The sequence below is a fragment of the Neorhizobium galegae bv. orientalis str. HAMBI 540 genome, from assembly GCF_000731315.1.
GTDB lineage: Bacteria > Pseudomonadota > Alphaproteobacteria > Rhizobiales > Rhizobiaceae > Neorhizobium > Neorhizobium galegae.
In genome coordinates, this window is the sequence record NZ_HG938353.1 from 4,567,254 (window position 1) to 4,587,928 (window position 20,675).

Annotated in this window: 25 protein-coding genes; 10 read left to right on the forward strand and 15 right to left on the reverse strand. The window is 61.2% G+C overall.

Annotation, left to right across the window (positions count from 1 at the left end; all coding sequences use genetic code 11):
- Window positions 1–2: 2 nt before the first annotated feature.
- Complete coding sequence (locus RG540_RS22025; protein ID WP_038592507.1) at window positions 3–266, reverse strand: spike base protein, RCAP_Rcc01079 family; 264 nt, start codon at window positions 264–266, stop codon at window positions 3–5.
- Between the two features lie 302 nt (window positions 267–568).
- Here RG540_RS22025 and xseA point away from each other — a divergent pair, with 302 nt between their 5' ends.
- Entirely contained in the window at window positions 569–2,176 is a 1,608-nt protein-coding gene (gene xseA / locus RG540_RS22030; RefSeq protein WP_038592510.1) for an exodeoxyribonuclease VII large subunit, read from the forward strand.
- Entirely contained in the window at window positions 2,176–2,769 is a 594-nt protein-coding gene (locus tag RG540_RS22035) for an NAD(P)H-dependent oxidoreductase (protein WP_038592513.1), read from the forward strand. The genes xseA and RG540_RS22035 overlap by 1 nt, the downstream gene beginning before the upstream one ends.
- 4 nt (window positions 2,770–2,773) lie before the next feature.
- On the opposite strand, the gene RG540_RS22040 is transcribed toward RG540_RS22035, so the two are convergent.
- The gene (locus RG540_RS22040) at window positions 2,774–4,027 is read right to left on the reverse strand and encodes an aminopeptidase (protein ID WP_038592516.1); all 1,254 of its coding nucleotides are present in this window, start codon (window positions 4,025–4,027) and stop codon (window positions 2,774–2,776) included.
- A gap of 79 nt (window positions 4,028–4,106) precedes the next feature.
- Between RG540_RS22040 and RG540_RS22045 the strand changes: the two genes are divergently transcribed.
- The gene (locus tag RG540_RS22045) at window positions 4,107–4,916 is read left to right on the forward strand and encodes a hypothetical protein (RefSeq protein WP_157884637.1); all 810 of its coding nucleotides are present in this window, start codon (window positions 4,107–4,109) and stop codon (window positions 4,914–4,916) included.
- A 30-nt stretch (window positions 4,917–4,946) separates the two neighbouring features.
- Here RG540_RS22045 and RG540_RS22050 read toward each other — a convergent pair whose 3' ends face one another.
- Genes RG540_RS22050 through RG540_RS22060 form a run of 3 tightly spaced genes read right to left on the reverse strand, consistent with a single transcriptional unit; the run spans window position 4,947 to window position 6,686 of the window.
- Window positions 4,947–5,834 (reverse strand): MBL fold metallo-hydrolase, encoded by an 888-nt coding sequence (locus RG540_RS22050; RefSeq protein WP_051909678.1) that lies wholly within the window; start codon window positions 5,832–5,834, stop codon window positions 4,947–4,949.
- Window positions 5,835–5,842: 8 nt separating this feature from the next.
- On the reverse strand, window positions 5,843–6,316 hold the full coding sequence (gene ybaK / locus RG540_RS22055) for a Cys-tRNA(Pro) deacylase (RefSeq protein ID WP_038592524.1): 474 nt from the start codon (window positions 6,314–6,316) through the stop codon (window positions 5,843–5,845).
- Between the two features lie 16 nt (window positions 6,317–6,332).
- A complete protein-coding gene (locus RG540_RS22060) occupies window positions 6,333–6,686 on the reverse strand; it encodes an ArsC family reductase (protein ID WP_038592527.1) in 354 nt (117 codons plus the stop codon).
- A 174-nt stretch (window positions 6,687–6,860) separates the two neighbouring features.
- On the opposite strand from RG540_RS22060, the gene RG540_RS32910 reads away from it, so the two are divergent.
- Window positions 6,861–7,025 (forward strand): hypothetical protein, encoded by a 165-nt coding sequence (locus RG540_RS32910; RefSeq protein WP_167551683.1) that lies wholly within the window; start codon window positions 6,861–6,863, stop codon window positions 7,023–7,025.
- Window positions 7,026–7,204: 179 nt separating this feature from the next.
- Window positions 7,205–8,599 carry a methyl-accepting chemotaxis protein gene (locus tag RG540_RS22065; protein ID WP_051909564.1) on the forward strand — a complete coding sequence of 465 codons (1,395 nt, stop codon included), beginning with the start codon at window positions 7,205–7,207 and terminating at the stop codon, window positions 8,597–8,599.
- 20 nt (window positions 8,600–8,619) lie between these two features.
- Here RG540_RS22065 and RG540_RS22070 read toward each other — a convergent pair whose 3' ends face one another.
- The 4 genes from RG540_RS22070 to RG540_RS33190 all read right to left on the reverse strand — a co-directional run bounded on the left by RG540_RS22070 (window position 8,620) and on the right by RG540_RS33190 (window position 11,391).
- Window positions 8,620–9,102, reverse strand: coding sequence for a VOC family protein (locus tag RG540_RS22070; protein WP_065814428.1), 483 nt, complete (start codon window positions 9,100–9,102; stop codon window positions 8,620–8,622).
- Between the two features lie 81 nt (window positions 9,103–9,183).
- Window positions 9,184–9,747, reverse strand: coding sequence for a 2'-5' RNA ligase family protein (locus RG540_RS22075; protein ID WP_051909566.1), 564 nt, complete (start codon window positions 9,745–9,747; stop codon window positions 9,184–9,186).
- Window positions 9,748–9,940: 193 nt separating this feature from the next.
- Entirely contained in the window at window positions 9,941–10,435 is a 495-nt protein-coding gene (locus RG540_RS22080; RefSeq protein ID WP_244446597.1) for a nuclear transport factor 2 family protein, read from the reverse strand.
- Window positions 10,436–10,452: 17 nt separating this feature from the next.
- On the reverse strand, window positions 10,453–11,391 hold the full coding sequence (locus RG540_RS33190) for a nuclear transport factor 2 family protein (RefSeq protein WP_244446598.1): 939 nt from the start codon (window positions 11,389–11,391) through the stop codon (window positions 10,453–10,455).
- A gap of 301 nt (window positions 11,392–11,692) precedes the next feature.
- Between RG540_RS33190 and RG540_RS22095 the strand changes: the two genes are divergently transcribed.
- Both RG540_RS22095 and RG540_RS22100 read left to right on the forward strand, forming a co-directional pair.
- On the forward strand, window positions 11,693–12,250 hold the full coding sequence (locus RG540_RS22095; protein ID WP_038592530.1) for a methylated-DNA--[protein]-cysteine S-methyltransferase: 558 nt from the start codon (window positions 11,693–11,695) through the stop codon (window positions 12,248–12,250).
- 117 nt (window positions 12,251–12,367) lie between these two features.
- Window positions 12,368–14,335 (forward strand): phospholipase D-like domain-containing protein, encoded by a 1,968-nt coding sequence (locus RG540_RS22100; protein ID WP_038594460.1) that lies wholly within the window; start codon window positions 12,368–12,370, stop codon window positions 14,333–14,335.
- Window positions 14,336–14,383: 48 nt separating this feature from the next.
- On the opposite strand, the gene RG540_RS22105 is transcribed toward RG540_RS22100, so the two are convergent.
- From RG540_RS22105 to RG540_RS22115, 3 genes are all read right to left on the reverse strand, one after another.
- Window positions 14,384–14,974: a YqaA family protein gene (locus tag RG540_RS22105; RefSeq protein WP_038592533.1), complete on the reverse strand. Its 591-nt coding sequence runs from the start codon at window positions 14,972–14,974 to the stop codon at window positions 14,384–14,386.
- A 47-nt stretch (window positions 14,975–15,021) separates the two neighbouring features.
- Window positions 15,022–15,378: a nuclear transport factor 2 family protein gene (locus RG540_RS31200; RefSeq protein WP_051909570.1), complete on the reverse strand. Its 357-nt coding sequence runs from the start codon at window positions 15,376–15,378 to the stop codon at window positions 15,022–15,024.
- 119 nt (window positions 15,379–15,497) lie between these two features.
- Window positions 15,498–16,151, reverse strand: a complete 654-nt coding sequence (locus RG540_RS22115) for a hydrolase (RefSeq protein ID WP_038592537.1) — start codon at window positions 16,149–16,151, stop codon at window positions 15,498–15,500.
- A 150-nt stretch (window positions 16,152–16,301) separates the two neighbouring features.
- Between RG540_RS22115 and RG540_RS22120 the strand changes: the two genes are divergently transcribed.
- Both RG540_RS22120 and RG540_RS22125 read left to right on the forward strand, forming a co-directional pair.
- Window positions 16,302–17,198, forward strand: coding sequence for a LysR family transcriptional regulator (locus RG540_RS22120; RefSeq protein ID WP_038592540.1), 897 nt, complete (start codon window positions 16,302–16,304; stop codon window positions 17,196–17,198).
- Window positions 17,199–17,405 carry a Rossmann-fold NAD(P)-binding domain-containing protein gene (locus RG540_RS22125; protein WP_038592543.1) on the forward strand — a complete coding sequence of 69 codons (207 nt, stop codon included), beginning with the start codon at window positions 17,199–17,201 and terminating at the stop codon, window positions 17,403–17,405.
- A gap of 244 nt (window positions 17,406–17,649) precedes the next feature.
- Here the strand turns inward: RG540_RS22125 and RG540_RS22130 are convergent, their stop codons facing one another.
- The 3 genes from RG540_RS22130 to RG540_RS22140 are packed head-to-tail and all read right to left on the reverse strand — an operon-like array spanning window position 17,650 to window position 19,945.
- Window positions 17,650–18,270 (reverse strand): NADPH-dependent F420 reductase, encoded by a 621-nt coding sequence (locus tag RG540_RS22130; protein ID WP_038592546.1) that lies wholly within the window; start codon window positions 18,268–18,270, stop codon window positions 17,650–17,652.
- A 47-nt stretch (window positions 18,271–18,317) separates the two neighbouring features.
- On the reverse strand, window positions 18,318–19,259 hold the full coding sequence (locus tag RG540_RS22135) for an SDR family oxidoreductase (protein ID WP_038592549.1): 942 nt from the start codon (window positions 19,257–19,259) through the stop codon (window positions 18,318–18,320).
- A gap of 50 nt (window positions 19,260–19,309) precedes the next feature.
- Entirely contained in the window at window positions 19,310–19,945 is a 636-nt protein-coding gene (locus RG540_RS22140) for an NADPH-dependent F420 reductase (RefSeq protein ID WP_038592552.1), read from the reverse strand.
- A gap of 150 nt (window positions 19,946–20,095) precedes the next feature.
- Between RG540_RS22140 and RG540_RS22145 the strand changes: the two genes are divergently transcribed.
- Window positions 20,096–20,674: a TetR/AcrR family transcriptional regulator gene (locus tag RG540_RS22145; RefSeq protein WP_038592555.1), complete on the forward strand. Its 579-nt coding sequence runs from the start codon at window positions 20,096–20,098 to the stop codon at window positions 20,672–20,674.
- Window position 20,675 lies beyond the last annotated feature (1 nt).

The window sequence follows — 20,675 nt, forward strand, 5'->3', positions numbered from 1 at the left end:
CCTCAGACGAGGCCGGCGATTGCCACCGCCGTCGTGCCGGTGGCAAACACGCGGGTCACCCGCAACGGGAGCAGGCCGCCGGCCGGTACGTTCGAAAGTGTGAGCACTTCGCCCGACAGCATGCGTACGGACAGGTGACCGCCGGTGCCCACATAAAGAGCGCGCGTCGCCTCCGGCAGATCTGCACTGTCGCTGGGCGTGATCGCAAAGCCGGAGGAAGCGGGGCCGGAAAGCGAGGCTTGGGTATTGGCGAAACGGTCGGGCATGGACGAAATCTCCTTGAATATCGCTGTCCGTCATTGTCGCTCTCCTCTCTCCCACGGGGAAAATGCGAGGCTTAAAAAAACGCTGTACCGCAGGCTTCCGGCCTTTCCGCAGAAGAAAATGTGGCTTCTTCGGCAGAAGAAAAGATGCAACGCCAAATACTTGGGCACGAACCGTCCGCGGGGCCGGCCCTTGTTGCATCATCGAAAGAGCCATTCGAAACGTTCTTTTTGAGGGCACATCATCCCCGTTTCCGCCGCCTGGAACTGGTGAAATCGCCGCGCTCTTCCTTTAGAAGAGAAGGATGACCAGTTTGCTCGACAACGATTCGCCCACGAACCTCACCGAATTTTCGGTGTCGGAACTGTCCGGCTCGATCAAGCGCACGGTGGAAAATGCGTTCGACCACGTGCGGGTACGTGGCGAGATTTCCGGTTATCGCGGCCAGCACTCCTCGGGCCACGCCTATTTCTCGCTGAAGGACGATCGCGCCCGGATCGATGCGGTGATCTGGAAGGGCACCTTCCCGCGCATCAAATTCCGCCCGGAAGAGGGCATGGAAGTGATCGCCACGGGCAAGATCACCACTTTCCCCGGTTCTTCGAAATACCAGATCGTCATCGAGAACCTGGAGCCGGCGGGTGCCGGCGCGCTGATGGCGCTGCTCGAGGAACGTCGGCGCCGGCTCGGCGGCGAAGGACTTTTCGACCAGGCCCGCAAGCGGCCTCTGCCCTTCCTGCCGCGGGTCATCGGCGTCGTGACCTCGCCGACCGGCGCCGTCATCCGTGATATCCTGCATCGTATCTCCGACCGTTTTCCGGTGCATGTCATCGTCTGGCCCGTCAAGGTGCAAGGCGAAGGATCGGGCGACGAGGTGGCGGCCGCAATCCGCGGCTTCAATGCGATGGCGCCTGGCGGCCCAATCAGGCGGCCGGACGTGCTGATCGTCGCCCGCGGCGGCGGCAGTCTCGAAGATCTCTGGAGTTTCAACGACGAGGCCGTTGTGCGTGCCGCGGCGGACAGCGAGATCCCGCTGATCTCGGCGGTCGGCCATGAGACCGACTGGACGCTGATCGACCACGCCGCCGATATCCGCGCACCGACGCCGACCGGTGCCGCCGAAATGGCCGTGCCGGTCAAGGCGGACCTCGAAGCGCAGGTCGCCAATCTCACAGCTCGCCTTCGCAGCGCCACCAGCCGCCAGATGGACCAGAGCCGCCAATCGGTTCGTGCGCTGGTTCGCGCGCTTCCCTCGCTCGACCAGTTGCTGGCCTTGCCGCGCCGGCGCTTCGACGAAGCGGCGGCCGGTCTCGGGCGTGGACTGGAACGCACCACGGTGGTCAAGCGCCGCAGTTTTGAACGAGCCTCTTCGGGGCTGCGGCTGGAACTGCTGACCAACCGCCTTGCCCAGCAGCGGCAGTTGCTGGCCGACCGGCTGACGCGCGGCGACCGCTGCCTGGAACTGCAAGTGCTGAAGGAGAACAACCGTGTTGCCAAAGCCGGCGCATCGCTTTCGGCGCTCCCGGCAAGGCTGCTCGGCCAGCTGCAGCGCGAGCGCCAGCATCTCGCATCGATGGCCCGCCACGCGGATACGGCGATCTCGCACACGCTGATGCGCAGCCGTGCGGCGATCACAGCGCAGGATCGCGTGCTGCAATCGCTCTCCTACAAGAACGTGCTGAAGCGCGGCTTTGCCGTGGTGCGCGGCGAGGACGACCGGCCGCTGACACGCGCTGCCGGCATTGGTCAGGGGCAGGCGATCTCCGTGGAATTTGCCGACGGCCGCATTGCAGCGGTGACCGGCGAGGGCGGCGAACTGGCCGATCCTCCCGTTGCGGCGCCTGAGCCCAAGAAGCGGCCGGCGAAACCGGAGCCGCCCGGAGACGCGCCAAAACAGGGCACGCTCTTCTGATGCATGTGCTCCTGGTGCTTGCCCATCCGCTGCCGGAAAGCTTTGCGCATTCGGTTGCCCGCGTGGCACGCGAGACGCTGGAGGCGAATGGCCATACGGTGGACCTGGTCGATCTCTATTCGGAGAGTTTTGATCCGCGGCTGACGGAACACGAACGGCGCGCTTACTTCGATGTGCCCTACGACACATCGGAGGTGGCGGATCTCGTGGCGCGGCTGCAGAAGGCCGAGGCGCTGATATTCGTCTTCCCGCAATGGTGGTTCAACCTGCCGGCGGTGCTTAAGGGTTTCTTCGACCGAGTCTTTGCGCCAGGTGTCGCCTTCCGCCACGACAAGGCGGGCGGAAGGATCGTGCCCTTGCTCACCAACATCCGCCATTTCTGTGCCTTCACGACCACAGGTTCGCCCTGGTGGGTCGTGAAGTTCTATATGGGCGACCCCGTGCGTCGTCAGCTCAGGCGCGGTATCGCGATCTTCTGCAACAGAAAAGTCGATTTCCGCATGCTGGCGCTGCACGACATGGACCGGGCCGCCGATGAGAAGCGCAGGCGGCACCTGGAGCGCGTGAAAGCTGCGCTCCAGATGTTAGGTTGAGGATTTAGGCCCACTCGCCCTTACGCATCACCGGCACCTTGGTGCCATCGGCGCGCAGGCCGTCGATGTCGACCTTGTCGGAGCCGATCATCCAGTCGATGTGGATCAGGCTGGAATTGCCGCCCTGTGCCTTGATCTGGTCCTGGCTGAGCGATGCACCGTCGAGGAAGCACTTCGAGTAGCACTGGCCGAGCGCGATGTGGCAGGAGGCGTTTTCGTCGAACAGGGTGTTGTAGAACAGGATACCGCTCCTGGAGATCGGCGAGGAATGCGGCACCAGTGCCACTTCGCCGAGCCTTCGGGCGCCTTCGTCCGTATCCAGGACCTTGTTCAGCACTTCCTCGCCCTTCGAAGCCTTCGCCTCGACGATCCGGCCGCCTTCGAATTTCACCTGAATATTGTCGATCAGCGTGCCCTGGTGCGAGAGCGGTTTGGTGCTGGAGACATGGCCTTCGACCTTCAGCGCATGCGGCGTGGTGAAGACTTCTTCGGTCGGGATGTTGGGGTTGCAGGTAATGCCGTTCTTGGCGGTGGACGCGCCGCCATGCCATTCGTGGCCGTCGGCAAGGCCAACCGTCAGGTCGGTGCCTGGGCCGGTGAAGTGGAGCGCGGAAAAGCGCTCGCCGTTGAGCCAGGTGGAGCGCTTCTTGAGATTGCCGTTATGTTCGGCCCATGCCGCGACCGGATCGGCGAGATCGACGCGCGAGGCAGCGAAGATCGCGTCCGCCAGCTTGCCGACCGCCACGTCTTCCGGAACGTCCGGGAAGACCTGGCGCGCCCACGACGGATTGGGATAGGAAACGATGTTCCAGTTGATGTCGAAATTGGCGATTTTTTCCAAGGCGGGTTTGTAGGCCATGGAATTGGCCTTGTTGGCGCGCGCCACCTTGGCCGGATCCTGGCCGGAGAGCATCATCGGATTGTCGCCGGAAATGGCAAGTCGTGCGGCGCCATTGGCATAGGCTTGGGCCATGCCGTCATAGAGCCAGCCGGATGCCTTGTCGAAGCTGCCGTCTGGCGCATATTCGTAGCGCGCCACCGTCGTTTCCTCGTCGGAATAAAAGGTCGTGACGATGCCGGCGCCGGCCATATAGGCGTGTTTGGTGATCAGCCGCACGAGCGGCAGGGCGGCGATCGGTGCCGTGATCACCAGATCCTGCCCCTTCTCGAGGCGCAAGCCCACCTTGATGGCCACTTCCGCCAGCTTTTCGAGCTTTTGAGGATCGACGACGGTTTGAAAATTCGGCACGATTGTCATGAGAGACCTCACCTGATTTCTGTCATCGACGAGACTTAAAGAGGTTTGGGGCAAAATTGAAGCTCAGGGATCGATGTTCATGAAAACCGCCTTGTTATACGCCGTTCTCTTCGGCGCCTCGGCCTCCGTCAGTCTCTCGGCAGACTTTGCAGCGACCATGTTCGACCATCAGGTGGCCATCGCATCCGATGACGATGAGGAGAAACTGACGATCGACGGCAGGCAGGTCCATTCCAACCGGTTCCTGCTGATCGAAAATGTCGGTCTGGTCGCAGATGTGCCGTTTGTCGTCGTGGTCAGTTCGGATGGCGGCAATGCCTGCCCGGGTTCGCCCTTGGTCGTCTCGTTTCCGCCGGGCGGAGAGCCGCGCGTCGACGAGCCGATGGACGATTGCCGGGCCGCGGCTTCGATTGCGGCAGAGGGCGATCACCTTCTGCTTGCAACCGAAGCCATCCCCGGGCAGCCGAGCCTGCGCTGGACCTGGACGCCCGGAAAAGGTTTCGCCGAGGCAGGCAAGGTCGCCTTCCAGCCGAATGCGACGATGGGCTGGGATGACATGAAAAAGGCGGGGCACCCTTCCGAACTTCTCGGCATAGGCCCGATTGCCGAAACGGCAAACGCCATGCTTGGCGAGCATCGACAGGAATTCGAGAGCTCCATCACCGGACCCGGCAGCGGAGCGTTCAAGAACGGTTTTTATATTGGCGAAGCCTGCATGCCGCATATGTGCACCGAGGCAGAGGCGTTGGTCGCCGCCGATATTTCGGCGAGAAAGCTGTATCTCGCCTGGAAGCCGATGGGAAAGAAGATCATCCTGCGTCCGGCGGTCCGCAGATGGCCGGCACCGGCGCTTGCCGCCCTCAAGCAATGGTCGGCGAAATGGCCGTGATGGTTTGATCCGGCCGGTTCGTCTGGCCGGTCAGTGCTGCAGCGCCGCCTTGACCGCGGCAATGTTGCTGGCATGAACCTCTTCGTAAGGCGCGAAGTGAAGCACGGCGCCCGAGGCGATCTCTTCTGCGACGAGCGATTTCAGCGAGGGATCGATGTCCTGGCCAGCGGCAATCGCGCCCGCCATGCGGCGCAGATAGGCGCGGTTGGCATCGATCAGGTCCGACCCATAACCACCGGCCGCGATGCGCTCCGCATCGCCATGCGCCGGCAGGATTTTTGCGATCGGCCAGGAGGCCATCCGCGCGAGTTCGCCGATATGCGTACCGATCTCGGCCGCTTCCGAAATATAGGTGACAGTGTCTTCCAGCGTGTCGCCGGCCAGCAGAAGCCGTTCTTGCGGCAGCCAGATCACATTTCCGTCGGCGCTGTGGATGGCGAAATGATGCAGTTCGATCCGACGGCGGCCGACCGTCAGATCGAACTGGCCATCGAACAGCGTCGTCGGCATGATGAGAGGTGAGATCGGTGGATCGGCGCTTTCGATCTTCTCGCGATTTTCTTTCAGCTTCTCGGCCGTCAGCGTCAGCGCGATGATTTCGCAATCGGAAAAGATCGCGTTTCCGGCAATATGATCCTTGTGCCAGTGGCTGAGCACGACGCGGATCTTCTTGACGCCGAGCCCTTCCAGATGGGTGCGGATCGCCTTGGCGTGACTGAGCGAGATATGGGTGTCATAGACCAGCGCCTCGCCCTGATCGACGATTGCATAGGATGCGACGCCGAGCGAATAGGCGCCGTCGTCCAGCCAGTTTGCGGTTTTCGCATGCAGCCGTTTGCCAGGCACCCGGCCATCGTAATAGGCAAAGATGCCTGGATAGGGCTCGAGAATTCGAAGAGTCGAGGTCATTTCACTCATGATCGCCATCATGCCACCAGCGGTGCTGCGACCGCCTTCAGTGCGTCGCGAGCCGCTTTCGGGTCGAGCCGCACCTGCAGTCCGCGCTGGCCGCCGTTGATGAAAACATGCGGCTCGTCGAGCGCGGTGATCTCGATCGCGGTCGGCACGAGCTTCTTCTGGCCGAAGGGGCTGATGCCGCCGACATGATAGCCGGTTGCCCGTTCCGCATCGGCGGGCTTCATCATGTTCGCCGACTTACCGCCGAATGCCGCCGCAAGCTTCTTCATCGCGACCTCGCGGTCCGACGGCACCACGACGCAGACCGCCTTGCCGTCCACTTCCGCCATCAGTGTCTTCAGAACACGGCGCGGCTCCTCGCCGATCGCCTCCGCCGCCTGCATCCCGATCCGGTCTGCGTTCGGATCGTAGTCATAGGTGACGGTGGCAAAGGCGATACCGGCCTTTTCGAGCATCTGGGTGGCGCGGGTTGTCTTGGACATGGCTCGGATCCTGGATTCAGATCTCGGAAAAGGCTTCTTCGTAAATCTCCGGCTTGAAGCCGACGATCAGCTTTCCGTCCGCCTCCAGCACCGGCCGTTTGATCATCGAAGGTTGGGCAAGCATCAGGGCGATCGCCTTCTCCCGGTTGAGGTCTGCCTTGTCGGTTTCGTCGAGTTTCTTGAACGTGGTGCCGGCGCGGTTGAGCACGATTTCCCAGCCGGCGCGGTCCGTCCAGGTATCGAGATGTGCCCGGTCGATCCCTTCGGCCTTGTAATCGTGAAAAGCGTAGGTGACGCCCTTGCGGTCGAGCCAGTCGAGCGCCTTCTTCATCGTATCGCAGTTCTTGATGCCGTAGATCGTGATTGTCATCGAAGCCTCTTCAGTCCGGGCCTGACCGATACCAAGCGCAACCCACGCCATGCAAGCCATCTGGCGTGGTTAACGGTTGTTATGTGACAGTTGCATGGCTCCCCTGTTTCGTTGTGCATTGCACAAAAACAGCACAGACATCATATTTTAGCAGAACGAAAAGGAGAGTTTCACATGTCCGCACAGAAGAAGACCCGTGGCAGCGCCATTGGCCGCGCCTTTGCAGTTATGAGCGCCGCAATTTCGGTTTCGGCTGCCGTTGAAAATCATCGCCGTCCGAGCAACGTCGACCTGACCACCCTCGGCATCGATCCGAAGGCTTTCGATCGTCTCGGCTAATCCGTCTTTCCGGCCTTATCCGGCCGGGAGGGGTGTCGTATCTCAGCCTAAAGTATACGTCTTTGCGAGATACCCGCGGCAACTGTCCGTTAACCATAGATATCCTATGATCCCCTAATATTCCGGGAGATGTGGATTTGGTCGGGCTGATTATCAGGGAAGAGGCACCGTCGGAGCCTATGGCTGTCGACGGCGAGGCGTTAAAGCGATCCGTCGCCAAACTCGCAAACGAGGCGTCCGCGCTTGGCCTTCATCTGGTCGATATCGCCGGTGCCATCCAGGATACGGCGACGCAGTCCTCGGAACACGCGAAGTTGCTTGGTCGCCTGACCCAGTCCGCTCAATCGATCGCGGACGCCAATGGCCATGTTGCCCGTTCCCTCCAGGAATCTGACAAGCTGACGGCGAACGCTCGCAAGGTGCTCGGCGAGCAGGCTGAGCAGCTTTCCGGCTCGATCACGGCGATCGACCACATGGTGCATGCCTCGCAGGAAATCGGCGCCGAGATCAAGCTGTTTTCCACAGCGCTCGGAGACGTCGGACGTTTGGCGGACGCGATCGGCATGATTGCCCGGCAGACGAACCTCCTGGCATTGAATGCCGCGATCGAAGCGGCCCGTGCTGGCGAAGCCGGCAAGGGTTTTGCCGTTGTCGCCGCGGAAGTGCGGGCGCTTTCGCTCCAGACTTCCCAGACCACAAGTTCGATCCAGGTCACGCTCGATCAACTGAACAGCCGCATCGACCGGCTGGTGGCGGCCGGCGAAGGCGCCAGCCAGTCGGCCGAGGGCGTCAAGACGACTGCGATGAAGGTCCAGGGTTCATTCAAGGGCGTCGAAGGCGTCATGACCCAGATCCTCGACAACGCGTCTTCGCTTGCCGGGACCACCGAGACCGTCGACCGGCAATGCGGCGAGTTCGCATCTTCGATCGCTTCTGCCGCAAGCGCGATCCTGAAATCCAACGACCAGCTGCAGCAGACCTCGTCGCGCGTCGGCGAGGTGGTGACGATTTCCGAGCGGATGATCCAGACGACGGCGAGTGCCGGCATAGAGACGCCGGACAGCCCCCATATCCGCGCGGTGATGGCCTATGCCGCCGAGGTTTCATCTGTCTTCGAGGCGGCCGTCAAATCCGGCCGCATCGATCTTGGCGCTTTGTTCGATCGGCAATACGCAGCGATCCCCGGCAGCGATCCCGTCCAGTACATGACGCGCTTTACGGAATTCACCGACGCCGTCCTGCCGCCGATCCAGGAACAGGCAGCCGAAAGCAACCCGCAGGTGGCATTCTGTGCTGCCATCGATGAAAACGGCTATCTGCCGACCCACAATCGAAAATTTTCGCAGCGCCAGCGTCCCGGCGACGTAACCTGGAATACCGCCAACTGCCGCAACCGGCGCATCTTCAATGACCGTGTGGGCCTGGCGGCTGGCCGCAACAAGGAACCTTTCCTGCTGCAGACCTACCGTCGAGACATGGGTGGCGGTCAATTCGTGCTGATGAAGGACATTTCCGCTCCGATCACCGTCAACGGGCGTCACTGGGGTGGGCTGCGCCTCGCGATCAAGGTCTGATATCGGCAGGTGGCGTTGCGTCACCCCGCGTAGGCAGCGTCCAGTTTGGCAATTTCGATCTTTTTCATCGAGAACATGGCCTGCATGACACGACTGGCCCGGGCGTTGTCGCTATCCGTCAGCATTGTCGCCATCCTGGCATAGTTGACCTGCCAGACGAGGCCGTAACGGTCCGTCAGCCATCCGCAGGGCTGCTGCTGGCCACCTTCGACGAGCTTGCCGTAATAATGGTCGATCTCATCCTGCGTCTCGCAATGGACAAGGAAGGAAACCGCACCGTTGAACTTTGCCAAGGGTCCGCCGTTGATCGCCGCAAAGCTCTGGCCTTCGAGCTCGAAGCCCATCGCCATCACCGAACCTTTCAAGCCAGGGCCGGCGTCGCCAAAGCGCGAGACATCGGTGATCCTCGAATTGTCGAATATCGAGACGTAGAAATTGACCGCTTCTTCGGCGTTGTTCTCGAACCAGAGATGGGGCACGATTTTATGTTTCTGGATGATCAATTGCTCTCTCCTGGTAATGGTGACCGGCCACTGGACGCCCGCGCTCCCGTCGGCCCGACATGTTCGTGAAATTCTTTTCCGTCAGATCGTCATGCGGAGCTGTTCTGGCCGCATCGGATAAGCAGGGGCATTCGGATCGAAACTCCATCTCCCGAATTCCTCGTGCCGGGTTTCGCCATAATGGCTGTAGACCAGCATGAATTCCCCGGCGATCCAGGCGTAGTTCCGCTCGATAGGCATGGGTTCAATTCGGCCGCAGCCATAGATCAGCGTCACATGCGGGGCGGCGTCCGCCATCCAGACATTCGGAAGGTTGTGGCGAGCGAGGGCATGACGCAGCATCTGCGCGAACTGGTTGACAATCGGATTGCCCCTGGCGCGATACAGGGCGAGATGACGCCTGCCTCCGAAGAGGCCGCTGCTGTCGAGCGTGATCGGAATAGGTCTTGCCTGGATACCGGCCATGACCATCCTGGTTGCTTCGATAAGCGCCAGGGGAAGCTCATCGAACTCTTCCATGCAAAGCAGGCTCATATGAAGAAGATCGGCCGGATAGGCATCGCGGGTGTTCTGGTTCGCCGCATGAAGCATGGCATCGCCATGCATGATGAGACCAAGAGGAGCGGAAGGCTTGAGCACGAGCATCAGCTTGCTCTTCCGTCGTGCAGGCCGGTTTGGTAGCTGCCAGCTCTCGCCAAAGGGGAACGAGAGCTGGCTAGCGTGCTTGCGCAAGCTCATCTTGCTACCGTCATAGTAATGCGACCTCATGCCGTTGAATGAAATTTAGCGGGACTCCGTGGATGAGTAAAGAACAAATACGGAACAATTGCAATCATGGTTAATTTGCGAGCCGCTCCGGCACCGGCTTTAGCGGATAAGCCTGCCAGAAGAAGCTGTCGGCGGCCGCCTGGTCATAGGAGAAGTTGCGGGCTTCCTTGATCTTTCCGTCCTCGATACGGAAGGCCAGTACCCAGACGGTATCAACATTGGCGCCCTCGCGGTTCGACCAGCCGCGATGCATGTCGATCACCCAGTTTTCGTCTGCCATTAGCGCGATGAGTTCGGCGCGGAAGCCTGCCTTTCCGAGCTGCTGGAAGAAGGCGGCGACTTCCGCTTTGCCGCGCTTGGTGCCGGCAAGCGGATGGTGGCCCGGGATATGCCATTCGATATCATCGGCGAAGAAGGACGCGACCTTGGTCATGTCGCCGGTGCCGTAGGCGGCATAATAATCGGTGATGACCTTGCGGTTCTGTTCGGGGCTGGCTGCCATGACGGGTACTCCTGATGAAAGCGTGGCAAAGACGAGGAGGGCTCGAACGACGGTTTTGAACATGGGTTCCTCCTCGAGGTTCAGCGGGTTTTCGGCGCGCGTTCGGCGGCGCGCTGAGTGAGCGCCCTGTCGCCGGTCTCGTGGGTCGCGGTCATGGTCAGGGCGGAAATTTTCCAGCCGCCGTTAACCTTGGCGAGCTCGTAGTGGTAACGGCCGATCAGCACCCAGAGATCGGTTCCGATGCGATGGGTCGCCTGGAAATCGGCCTCGGCGGTCGCCTTCTCGCCTTGTAAGCCCGTGATCGTATGATTGGTCACGAGATGCCGCGTCTCGTCGAAACCCGGCAGAAAACCGGACCATTGCCGGATCACCTCATCGGCCGGTTGGGCAATCGGCTTGCCGCCCCAAAGGCTTGTATAGTCAAGCGTCACCTCGTCGGCGAAGGCGCGACGTACCCGGTCCCATTGATGCCGGTCGGCGCCGGCGGCGATATCGGTGATCGTGTCGATGATCGCCGCACGGTCCTCGGGATCGATCTGCCGAGACGCGTTGACGCGGGTGAAATGCGCCGCCGCTGCGTCCGCCGCGATTGTCACCGGCTCCGATCGGTCGTAGAAGTCGAACTGACTGAAACCGTCGAGCCAGAGTTCCGATTTCTCGCCCGGCAGCAGCGCGTAAAACGCATGCGCACCCTGCGGCACGGCAGCTCCCTCCGAATGAACGATCAAGGTCGGCTTGTCGAGCTTTGCCCCGAGAGAAACGGAATCATAGGTCAGCCACGGCTCCCAGGAGGCGAGGTTGAAGCGGTTGTCATATTGCGGGATAAGGCCGCGATTGGCCTCCGTGTAATAGGGGACCTGATACATGAGCGGCCTGAAATCCGAATGACGTTCGAAGCTCACATCGGCGAGCAGGTTTTCGGGCACCTCAAGTCTGAGGAAAGACAGCGCCTCGTCATATTCGCAAATACCCGTCGCACCCGCCGGCAGGATCCAGCCTTCGCCGGCTTTCAGAGGCACATGTTGCCGTTTGTCAGAGCCGACGGCGATCCGGTGGCGGTCCTGATCGATGAGAAAAAGCCCGAGCGCCAGGCGCGATATCGCAAAGCGTCCGCCGCCGGGAGGCGTATGCAGCCTCTCCGCGGTCAGGCGCGCTTTTCCAGCAATGCTTGCGATCCGCTCATGGCGGAAAATTTAAGGAGCGGCCAGGGAACTTCAACCGACAGTTCTGCGAGAACTTCGCCCCTGCAGGCAAGAAACGGGTTGAATCCTTGGGCCTAAGGCACGATTTTAAGGTCAATCGCAATGCGGAGGTTTCCTCATGACAATGCATCAATACCTGATTTTTGAAACTGCCGGCGGCTTCTGCGGCATCGCCTGGAATGATGTCGGCATCACTCGGTTCCAGCTCCCGACCAAAAGCGCGGATTCGACCGAAAAGCTGCTGCGGCGCCGGCTGCCGGAGGCTGAGCCGGGCACGCCTCCGGCCGAGGTGCTCGAAGCTGTCGACGCCGTGAAGCGGTATTTTGCGGGCGAGGAAGTCGATTTCTCGAAGGTCAGGCTGGATCTTGATGGCCAGGACGACTTCTTCAAGCAGATCTATGCTGCCGCCCGCGGGATCGGCTGGGGGTATACGACGACCTATGGGGCGATTGCCAAGCAGCTCGGCGCCGGTCCCGAGGCCGCCCGCGATGTCGGCCAGGCAATGGCGAAGAACCCGGTGGCTCTGATCATTCCGTGTCACCGCGTACTCGCCGCCGGCGGCAAGATAGGCGGCTTCTCGGCTCCCGGCGGCTCGACTTCGAAATCCCGCATGCTGGAGCTCGAGGGTGTGCGCCTGACACCGCCGGAGCCGGCGCAGCAATCGATGGGGTTCTGACACGTCCCTTCCACGGGCATCTATCAAGGCGGGTATAAAAACGGCGCATGGATTTGCGATTGTAATATTCCTGCGAATTTGATCTGCTAGGAAATGGTCAGAGGGTAGGGGATGGCCATGTCCAGGATCGTCAAGGCGAATGCGTGGTGCAACAACGAAGTCGGCTATCTTGCTTGGCGGACTGATGGGATCATCAAGGATTGTCTCGGGTTCATGATAACCCGGATCCACTTCGATCTTGCCGGCAACGAAGTTGCAAGGCGTGTCCTGCCCGCATGGGTCGCTTTCGACACGCAGTCCAATCCGAGGGGCGAGGAGCAGGATACCAGCGTCTGGCCCATTCAGAAATTTTCCTGGCGCGATCTTACGCTTCGCCGCAGCCGCAACGAGACGGTACTGCGGGAAGGGGAATTCAAAGTCCGCTACGAGGTCGTGCCGTTAGGCTTGGCCGGTCCGGGACGCCTGCCTGTGCCGCCTTCGGCGACCGCGACCTTTCTCGACGATGCCGGAAAGCCCCGATACAAAGGTGACCCGATACCCCTCTTCTTCTGCGGGGAGCCCGTTCTGACCGATGAACTGCTGGTGACCGGCCGCTTTGGCAAGGCCACGGTGGCGTTCAACAACGGCATCCTGTCGACCCAGAATCTGAGGAAGCAATTGAAGACCCCCGATGGCAAGACGCCATCGAAAAGCGAGGTTCTCAGACGCATCGCCGACAGACGCGATCCCCTGCGATGGTTCCTGGGCGGCGATGCGCTGAAGACGGTCAAAGGTTTCTTCGATCTGGCGGAGAAACTGGACGCGGATATCTATCTGGCGCTCTACGAACTTCACGACGAGGAACTGATCGACCTCATCGATACCCACCATGCCCGCATCCACCTGATCCTTTCGACTGCCGGCAAGTCGAAAGACGGCAAGACCTGGGATACGACCAACGAGGCTGCACGCGGCAGATTGCGGGCCAAGCTTGGCGACCGTCTGCAGAACCGGATGTTCAACAACAGCAAACATATCGGCCATAACAAGTTCGGCGTGCTGGTCTCCAGGACGGGCGAGCCCATTACCGTGCTGACCGGCAGCACCAACTGGACGTCGACCGGTCTTTGCGGCCAGACGAACAATGCGGTGATGATCGAGGACATGAAGCTCGCCGAGGTCTATCTCGGCTATTGGCAGCGCCTTTTGGCCGACGTGATTCCGGAGCCGGCTCCGCTGAGCAAGCCGAACAATGTCGATCAGGGGCCTCAGCTGCGTGCGGATGGGGCGACCCCGCATCCTCTCGATATTGCTTCGGTGGCCCCATCGGCGAAGGTGACAGCCTGGTTCTCGCCCAACATGTCCAAGGTCAGCGTTCCGCGCCAGAATCCGGCGACGCCTCCGGATATGCAGGACGTCTTCGACCTGATGCGGGGCGCCAAACAGGCCTTGCTGTTCCTGAGTTTCTATCCGGCCCAGCAGGGCCGCAACAGCATCATCGGCGAGGCGGTGAAGATCGCGGCCGAGAAACCCGACCTGCTCGTGCTTGGAGCCATCAGCGCGCCACAGGCGATGCCCAATTACGAAATTCCGGTCCGGGAAGACGACGCCGACGAGGAAGACGGGGCTACCAAGGCGCCGGCGCCTTCCATCTATCAATTGAAAGGTGCACCCCGCGTGATGATGGTGAGGGCGAGCGCCATCCGCGACCTGATCGGGGATTTCCAGCGTGAACTGCTGACAGCGGGGACTGCGATCATACATGACAAGATCGTGGTGATCGATCCGCTGTCGCAGACCGATTGCGTCGTGATCACCGGCAGTCACAATCTCGGGTTCAAGGCATCCTATGCCAATGATGAGAACATGCTGATCATTAGGGGCGCCCCGCAGCTCGCGGCAGCCTATGCGGTGCATGTCCTCGACGTCCAGGACCATTACCGCTACCGGGCTGTCCTCGAGGAGCAGCGCAGAAAGGTTCTGCTGACCGGTGCAACTCCGCCGAAAGCCTCGATCGGGCATGGTTTTCTCCACACCGACGACGGCTGGCAAGCGCCTTATTTCGATGGGCGCAAGGGCGACGAGCTACGCTATTTTGCCCGCTGACGCGTGACCCCGGCGCTTCCGGGGCAGAGGCAAGAGACGTTGAACGCCTCAATGCGTCAGGAATTTGTAAGTGACATAGGCGGCGATCAGCACCGCCGCCACCGCCATTGCGATCAGCCCCAGCCGCTTCTCGATGAAATGGCGGATGTCTTCGCCGTAACGGCGCAGCAGCCAGGCGAGCAGAAAGAAGCGGGCGCCGCGGGTGACGATCGCCGATATCACGAACAGGCCGAGGTTGATATGTGCCACGCCGGAAAGGATCGTCACGACCTTGATCGGCGGCAGATGCGCGAAACCTGACGTTACCAGCATCAGCACCACGGCTTCATAAGTGATGCCGGCCTTGAGCTCGTTGAAGGTGTCGAGCTTACCCCAGAACTGCAGGATCGGTTCGGCAAGCGCATCGAAGGCGAAATAACCGATGCCCCAGCCGGCAATGCCGCCGAGCACGGAAAAGACCGTGGCGATCAGTGCGTAGCGCCAGGCACGCTCCGGCCGAGCAAGCGCCATCGGCAGGAACAGCACGTCGGCCGGCACCAGGAAGACGGAGCTTTCGACGAAGGCGATGACGGCAAGCCATACCGCCGCGGATTTGCGGGCGCTGAGCGCCATCGTCCAGTTATAGAGGCTGCGAAGCATAAATCAGGCGTCCTGTACGTTTTGATAACCGGCAGCACGTGCCGCCTTTATGAATTTGCGATCGAAGGTAACAAATTTCTCGCACCTTCCGCGACCATCAGGCCGGGCTCGTAATAGACGTCCTTCGACAGTGCAGCAACAAGCGCCTTCAGCGCCTCGCGACCTTGGAGAATGTTGGGATTGTGTTGGATATAATCCGTCGCGTAGAGGAACTCCACTGCCGACGCATCATGACGTTGGAATAGCGAGGTCATCGCCTTGATCACGAGCGCCTTGTTGCGCTGGGGAGGATCATCGGAGACGCGATCCGGTGACCGAGTGACCGCAAACGGCCTGGGCGATGGATAGCCGGGCTGAGCCGGCTGCAGTCGCGGGTAGCGCTGGAGGAAATGGTCGTTGATCATGCCGGCCGCCCTGCATTCAGGCATGGGCGGCCATCTTGTGAAGCGGGGATGACGCAACTCGATATGCAGCCAGCGTGTTGGCGCCGGATCGCTCAAGTCTTTCGTCACCCCCGCTCAGATCATCCTGCGTTGCTCGGCACCGGCGTATTGAGCAGCTGCTGCTCCCAGAGATATGCGATGCCGCTGCCGCTCATGTGCGAGATGAGCACTTCGGTCAGCTCTTCGACATGCTCGGTGCGAGCCCAGTCACGCTGCCATTCGCCAGCCAGAGCCATCCAGGTCATCATGTTGACGCCGGCCGCAATCATCCGCTGTATGGCGACCTGGTGAGACTCGGTTGAACTTCCGCCCGATGCGTCGGTAATTACGGTCACGTCCCAGCCTTCGCCGGCAGCCTGAATCGCTGGCATCGCTACGCAAACTTCGGTCCATAGGCCTGCGATGATCAATTGCTTGCGGCCGGTCGCCTTGACCAGGTCCACCACTTTCTCGTCCTCCCAGGTATTCACCCAGGTCCGGTCGATCACTTCCTGCCCTGGGAAGACGTCAGTGATTTGCTTGAAAAGCTTGCCACCGCGATCCGCGATCACGCTGGTGAGGATCGTCGGAACATTGAAAGCCTTTGCCAGCTTTGCCAGCGCGGTCACATTGTTGACGACAGCCTGCGGGTCGTGGCTGTTTAGATTGGTGAGCTGGTAGGGCTGGTGGTCGATCAGAACGAGTACTGAATCTTCGGGACGAAGAAGCGAAGCAAGGCCATTACGAAAGGTCATTGTTACATCCTTTGCTGCCGTGTGAGCGGCATTGGTTTTTCAGAGACATGTGCCAGGGGCACGTTGCCCGCAAGGACTATTGCCGTTCCTATCCAAGTTGCGGTAGTCCCCTTTGGCGATAAGCTGTGTCGCGAAATGAGGAACGCTGATTTGGACATTGAAGAGCTGCAGACCTTCGTAGAAGTTGCCGATGCTGGAGGCGTTTCCGCGGCTGCGCTCCGGCTCGGCGTCTCCAAGTCGATCGTCAGTCGTCGGCTAATCCGGCTTGAAGCGGAACTTGGCGTCCAGTTGCTTGCACGAACGACCCGGGGCGCCGCTCTCACCGAAGCCGGCGCCACTTTCCGAGACTATGCAGCCAGAGTTTGCGCCGAGATCGACGTTGCCAAGGAAACAATCCTGCCCGCCGGTGACCTTCGTGGCCGCTTGCGGGTTGCCGTGCCGCTTTCCTTCGGACCGACCCACTTCGCTCCCATCCTCACGGAAATGGCGCGACGCCACCCCCGGCTCCAAATCCACACCTGCTACAGTGATCGCTTCGTCGATCTCATCACGGAGGGATACGATTGCGCGATACGAGTTGGCTATCTCCAGGACTCCAACCTGGTCGCAAGGCGCGTCGGACCGATTTATGGGAAGCTCGTCGCGAGCCCGGACTATATCAAGGCGCATGGATCGCCCGAAACGCCGGAGGAACTCGTCGCTCATGAGGCCCTCATGCAGGGCACCGAAGCCTGGCAACTCATGGATGGCGACAAGATCATCACGGTTCGTCCGCAGGGTCGCTTCAAGGCCGACAACGGCATAGCTCTCGTTGCCGCCGCGACAGCGGGACTCGGCATCGCTTACCTGCCCGATTGCCTTACCCATGAATATATAGCTTCCGGTGTGCTCATGCCGGTCATGACGCGTCATCCGCCACCTCCGGCCGGGGCCTATGTCATCCGCCCGCCAGGTCAGCATCCCGCACGGAAGATACGGGTCCTCACCGAATTGCTGATTGAGTATTGCGAACCGGCTCCGCACCTCGCAGGACCTGCCCCTGTCTGAGTGGCCTATCCTGTCGGAGGTCCTAACTCCGGAGAAGGTAAGGGGCATGGCGAGCGGGTCGCCGATATCGCCACCGAAGAGTTTGCGCGCGTGCTGGTGACGAATGCACTCGGCCCGATGCGCGTAATCGAGGGGTTGCAGGATCACGTGAGGGCGGACGGCGTGATGTCGTCAGGCCAAGGCAGCATAGGCGAATGGCCGGCATGAAGCCTATCGCACCAGCAAGGTCGTAGACGTGCTGATCTCGCAGCAAGGCAAGCCGGGCCTCGAATATCTCGACCGGGACGGGAAGACCGTCCGGTGGTGACCGGACCAGGAGCATAGCCTGCGGCTTTTCGGAAGCCGCCGTCGACAGACAACTCCACTGGAGTTGGTTGATGAGAACGACGTGAGAGATGACTTGCTCCCAGTGGTGTTGTGGACCTGCCGATGAGGGCGTGGTGTCGGCGGCTCAGAGGAGATCGACGTTGAGAGCGATGTCCCAGGTGCCGGCGCCGTTTTTGGCCAGGCCGATCAGCATCAAGCCGAGCGCCTCGAGCGTCTGGGCCATGTGCAGGCCGCCGATATCGAATGGACGCAGCCCGAGACTGTCGGTGAAGGTCGAGACGCGCGCCTTGGCCTCCGGATCGTCGGCTGCGATGAACGCGTCAAGGCGTCCACCCCGAGCAAGTACGTGGCCGAAGAGCGTGTTGAACGCCTTCACGACATGCGCACCGGCGGGGAGGCCCTTAGCGATCTCCTGTGCACCAGAACTGCCGTGGGGGGTGACGAGGCCTGTGGCGTTGGGGGAGATCGGGTTGGTGATGTCGATGATCACCTTGCCGTCGAGCGCGTCCCCGTATTCGGCCACCACCGCCGCCGCACTGGCGTACGGCACTGCGAGGATGACAATGTCGCCCGCAGGCGCGGCGCCGTACGTCCCTGTGGTCGCTCCGACCGCCAGCTGGTCGGCCAGCGCCCGCGCCTTGACGGAGTCGCGGCTGACAACCTCGACGGTATGTCCAGCCTTGGCGGTACGGCCCGCGATCGCCGCGGCCATGCCGCCTGAACCAATGATGGTGATAGTGCTCATGTGCAGTCTCCTAAAGAGTTGGGTATTGCTGGTAGTCTCTGAGCGGGTCAGCCGGCCGGGAAGTAATGGCCGTTGTCTAGGTCTTCGAGCAGGCCGGGCTGAGTGGGGTCCCAGCCGAGGGTCTGGCGGGTGATGGCGCTGGACGCGGCGACGTCCAGCTTGACCAGATTCGCGAGGAACCCGAAAAAGCCCGGCAGCATCAGCTCGTCCGCCGGAATCGGCACGGCCGGCAGGTTCAAGCGGCTGCTGATGGCTTCGGCAATTTTGCGGAACGGAATAGCCTCGTCGGCAACCGCATGCCAATTCCTGCCGGCGGGGCTCTTCTCCAGCGCCAGACGGAACATGGCGGCCAAGTCGCGGGCGTGCACGGCCGACCAATTGTTCTTGCCGTCGCCGGGATATCCGACGACGCCCTTCTCCTTCGCAAGCCCGATCAGTATCGGGAGGAAACCGGCATTGTCGCTCGTGCTGTGCATGATCGTCGGAATCCGTACGACCGAAGAGCGCACGCCTTGCTCAGCGAAACCGAGCACGGTCGTTTCGACGATGTTACGAACTCGCAAGGTGCCCTTGAACTTCTCGCCGCCAGAGAGGGTGGGATCCTCCTCGGTGGCTGGGCGGCCGAGATGTTCCCAACCCGGCGAGCCGATGCTCCCCGATGTGACCAGCGGCTTTCCGGTCCCCTTCAGAGCCTCACCGTATGCGAGCATGATCTTTTGCTCCGCGGCAGCCACCGCGTCGAGGCCTCCGGTGGGAAGCAGGTCTTGCCGGTGCGCAACGTGGATGACGCCGTCGGAGTCTGCGGCCGCCGCTTTTAGCCCGTCGAGATCATCGAGGTCGCCGCGACGCACTTTGGCGCCAAGCGCGGACACCGCCTCTGCGGACTTGTCCGACCGGGCAAGCGCAGTAACCTCGTGACCGGCTGCAATGAGGTCGGAAATGATATACGGACCGGAATGGCCGGTCCCGCCGGTAACGAATACGTGCATGATACTGCTCCTTGTGGGTGATGGGATGCGAGAAGGGATGGCGCGTGTCCTCAGCCGAGGAGGCTGACGCCGATCGAGAAGTTGGTGTGTTTGACGGAGTGGGCGAGAAGCCCGAGCGACAGCAGGCAGGCGTGCTCAAGCGTCGGCGCCATGGACAGCTGTCCGGTATCCATCGGACGCAATCCGAGGCTCTCGATGAACGCCGAGACGCGCGCCTTCGCCTGCGCGTCGTCCCCGGCGATGAACACGTCCAAGGGGCGACCCTCGACTGGACCCGCCGCCAGGACGCGGGAAAACAGGGTGTTGAACGCCTTGACGACAACGGCGTCCGAAGGTGCGGCCTTCATGATCTCCCGCGCGCCGAAACTGTCCTCAGGGGTCACAAAGCTCTTTAGGTCGGAGCCGACGGGGTTGGTGATGTCGACGAGGAGTTTGCCTGCCAGCGCTTCGCCGTACTGCTTCACCACGTCGAGAACCGCCGAATAAGGAACCGCGAGGACGACAATGTCCCCGGCCGGGGCTGCTGCGAACACTCCTGTCGTCGCGCCAGCTCCAATCTGCTCGGCCCGCGCCCGCGCCTTGGCGGCGTCGCGACTCATCACCTCGACGGTGTGTCCGGCCTTGGCGGCAAGGCCTCCGATCGCTGCGGCCATTCCGCCTGACCCGATGATGCTGATAGTGCTCATGTGCAATATCCTCGTGAATTGGATGGTGCTCGCACTTTCTAAATGGTACGGCGCGCTGTATCTTATGGATCACCGATCCGGATTCTGGCTTACGGATCCGAACCACTGATCCATATATATGGTTCACTGATCCGTTTATCAAGGAAAACCATGCGAGCTGACGCCAGAAAAAATTACAGCCATATCCTCACGGTCGCGCGTGAGGTCGTCACCGAGCATGGTGCAGATGCGTCGATGCGCGATATCGCCCGCCGGGCCGGCGTCGGGTTGGCCACGCTGCTTCGTCATTTTCCGACGCGAGAAGCCTTGTTCGAAGCGTTGCTGTGTACAAATCTGGACGCACTGACGCAGAAAGCAGACGAACTCGAAACGTCTAATTCACCTGAGGAAGCGCTCGTGTCCTGGTTTCGCGAATGGATGGCATTCGCCCAAAGCTATAGGGGCGTTGTCGCCCTGATGGCGGCCGCCCACACGAACCCGGACTCCGCTCTTTATGCTTCATGCGCAGCGGTGCATTCGGCGAGCACGCGACTACTGCTCCGTGCTCAGGCCGAAGGTACAGCGCGCACCGATATGAATGGGGACGACCTGTTCGGCCTAATGTCGGCGCTCGGCTGGCTCGTCGACCTACCCTCATTCGCGCCGCGGGCCGATCATCTTGCTCACATTGTAACGAGCGCTATCCTGACAAACCCTTCGAGCAACGGCGTCAAGAAGGCGACGCGTTGAA

Bases quoted from the DNA above. Each gene is read 5' to 3' on its own strand.
- RG540_RS22025 (WP_038592507.1), bottom strand. From the start codon at position 266: ATGCCCGACCGTTTCGCCAATACCCAAGCCTCGCTTTCCGGCCCCGCT.
- xseA (WP_038592510.1), top strand. From the start codon at position 569: ATGACCAGTTTGCTCGACAACGATTCGCCCACGAACCTCACCGAATTT.
- RG540_RS22035 (WP_038592513.1), top strand. From the start codon at position 2,176: ATGCATGTGCTCCTGGTGCTTGCCCATCCGCTGCCGGAAAGCTTTGCG.
- RG540_RS22040 (WP_038592516.1), bottom strand. From the start codon at position 4,027: ATGACAATCGTGCCGAATTTTCAAACCGTCGTCGATCCTCAAAAGCTC.
- RG540_RS22045 (WP_157884637.1), top strand. From the start codon at position 4,107: ATGAAAACCGCCTTGTTATACGCCGTTCTCTTCGGCGCCTCGGCCTCC.
- RG540_RS22050 (WP_051909678.1), bottom strand. From the start codon at position 5,834: ATGAGTGAAATGACCTCGACTCTTCGAATTCTCGAGCCCTATCCAGGC.
- ybaK (WP_038592524.1), bottom strand. From the start codon at position 6,316: ATGTCCAAGACAACCCGCGCCACCCAGATGCTCGAAAAGGCCGGTATC.
- RG540_RS22060 (WP_038592527.1), bottom strand. From the start codon at position 6,686: ATGACAATCACGATCTACGGCATCAAGAACTGCGATACGATGAAGAAG.
- RG540_RS32910 (WP_167551683.1), top strand. From the start codon at position 6,861: ATGTCCGCACAGAAGAAGACCCGTGGCAGCGCCATTGGCCGCGCCTTT.
- RG540_RS22065 (WP_051909564.1), top strand. From the start codon at position 7,205: ATGGCTGTCGACGGCGAGGCGTTAAAGCGATCCGTCGCCAAACTCGCA.
- RG540_RS22075 (WP_051909566.1), bottom strand. From the start codon at position 9,747: ATGCTCGTGCTCAAGCCTTCCGCTCCTCTTGGTCTCATCATGCATGGC.
- RG540_RS22080 (WP_244446597.1), bottom strand. From the start codon at position 10,435: ATGTTCAAAACCGTCGTTCGAGCCCTCCTCGTCTTTGCCACGCTTTCA.
- RG540_RS22095 (WP_038592530.1), top strand. From the start codon at position 11,693: ATGACAATGCATCAATACCTGATTTTTGAAACTGCCGGCGGCTTCTGC.
- RG540_RS22100 (WP_038594460.1), top strand. From the start codon at position 12,368: ATGTCCAGGATCGTCAAGGCGAATGCGTGGTGCAACAACGAAGTCGGC.
- RG540_RS22105 (WP_038592533.1), bottom strand. From the start codon at position 14,974: ATGCTTCGCAGCCTCTATAACTGGACGATGGCGCTCAGCGCCCGCAAA.
- RG540_RS31200 (WP_051909570.1), bottom strand. From the start codon at position 15,378: ATGATCAACGACCATTTCCTCCAGCGCTACCCGCGACTGCAGCCGGCT.
- RG540_RS22115 (WP_038592537.1), bottom strand. From the start codon at position 16,151: ATGACCTTTCGTAATGGCCTTGCTTCGCTTCTTCGTCCCGAAGATTCA.
- RG540_RS22130 (WP_038592546.1), bottom strand. From the start codon at position 18,270: ATGAGCACTATCACCATCATTGGTTCAGGCGGCATGGCCGCGGCGATC.
- RG540_RS22135 (WP_038592549.1), bottom strand. From the start codon at position 19,259: ATGCACGTATTCGTTACCGGCGGGACCGGCCATTCCGGTCCGTATATC.
- RG540_RS22140 (WP_038592552.1), bottom strand. From the start codon at position 19,945: ATGAGCACTATCAGCATCATCGGGTCAGGCGGAATGGCCGCAGCGATC.
- RG540_RS22145 (WP_038592555.1), top strand. From the start codon at position 20,096: ATGCGAGCTGACGCCAGAAAAAATTACAGCCATATCCTCACGGTCGCG.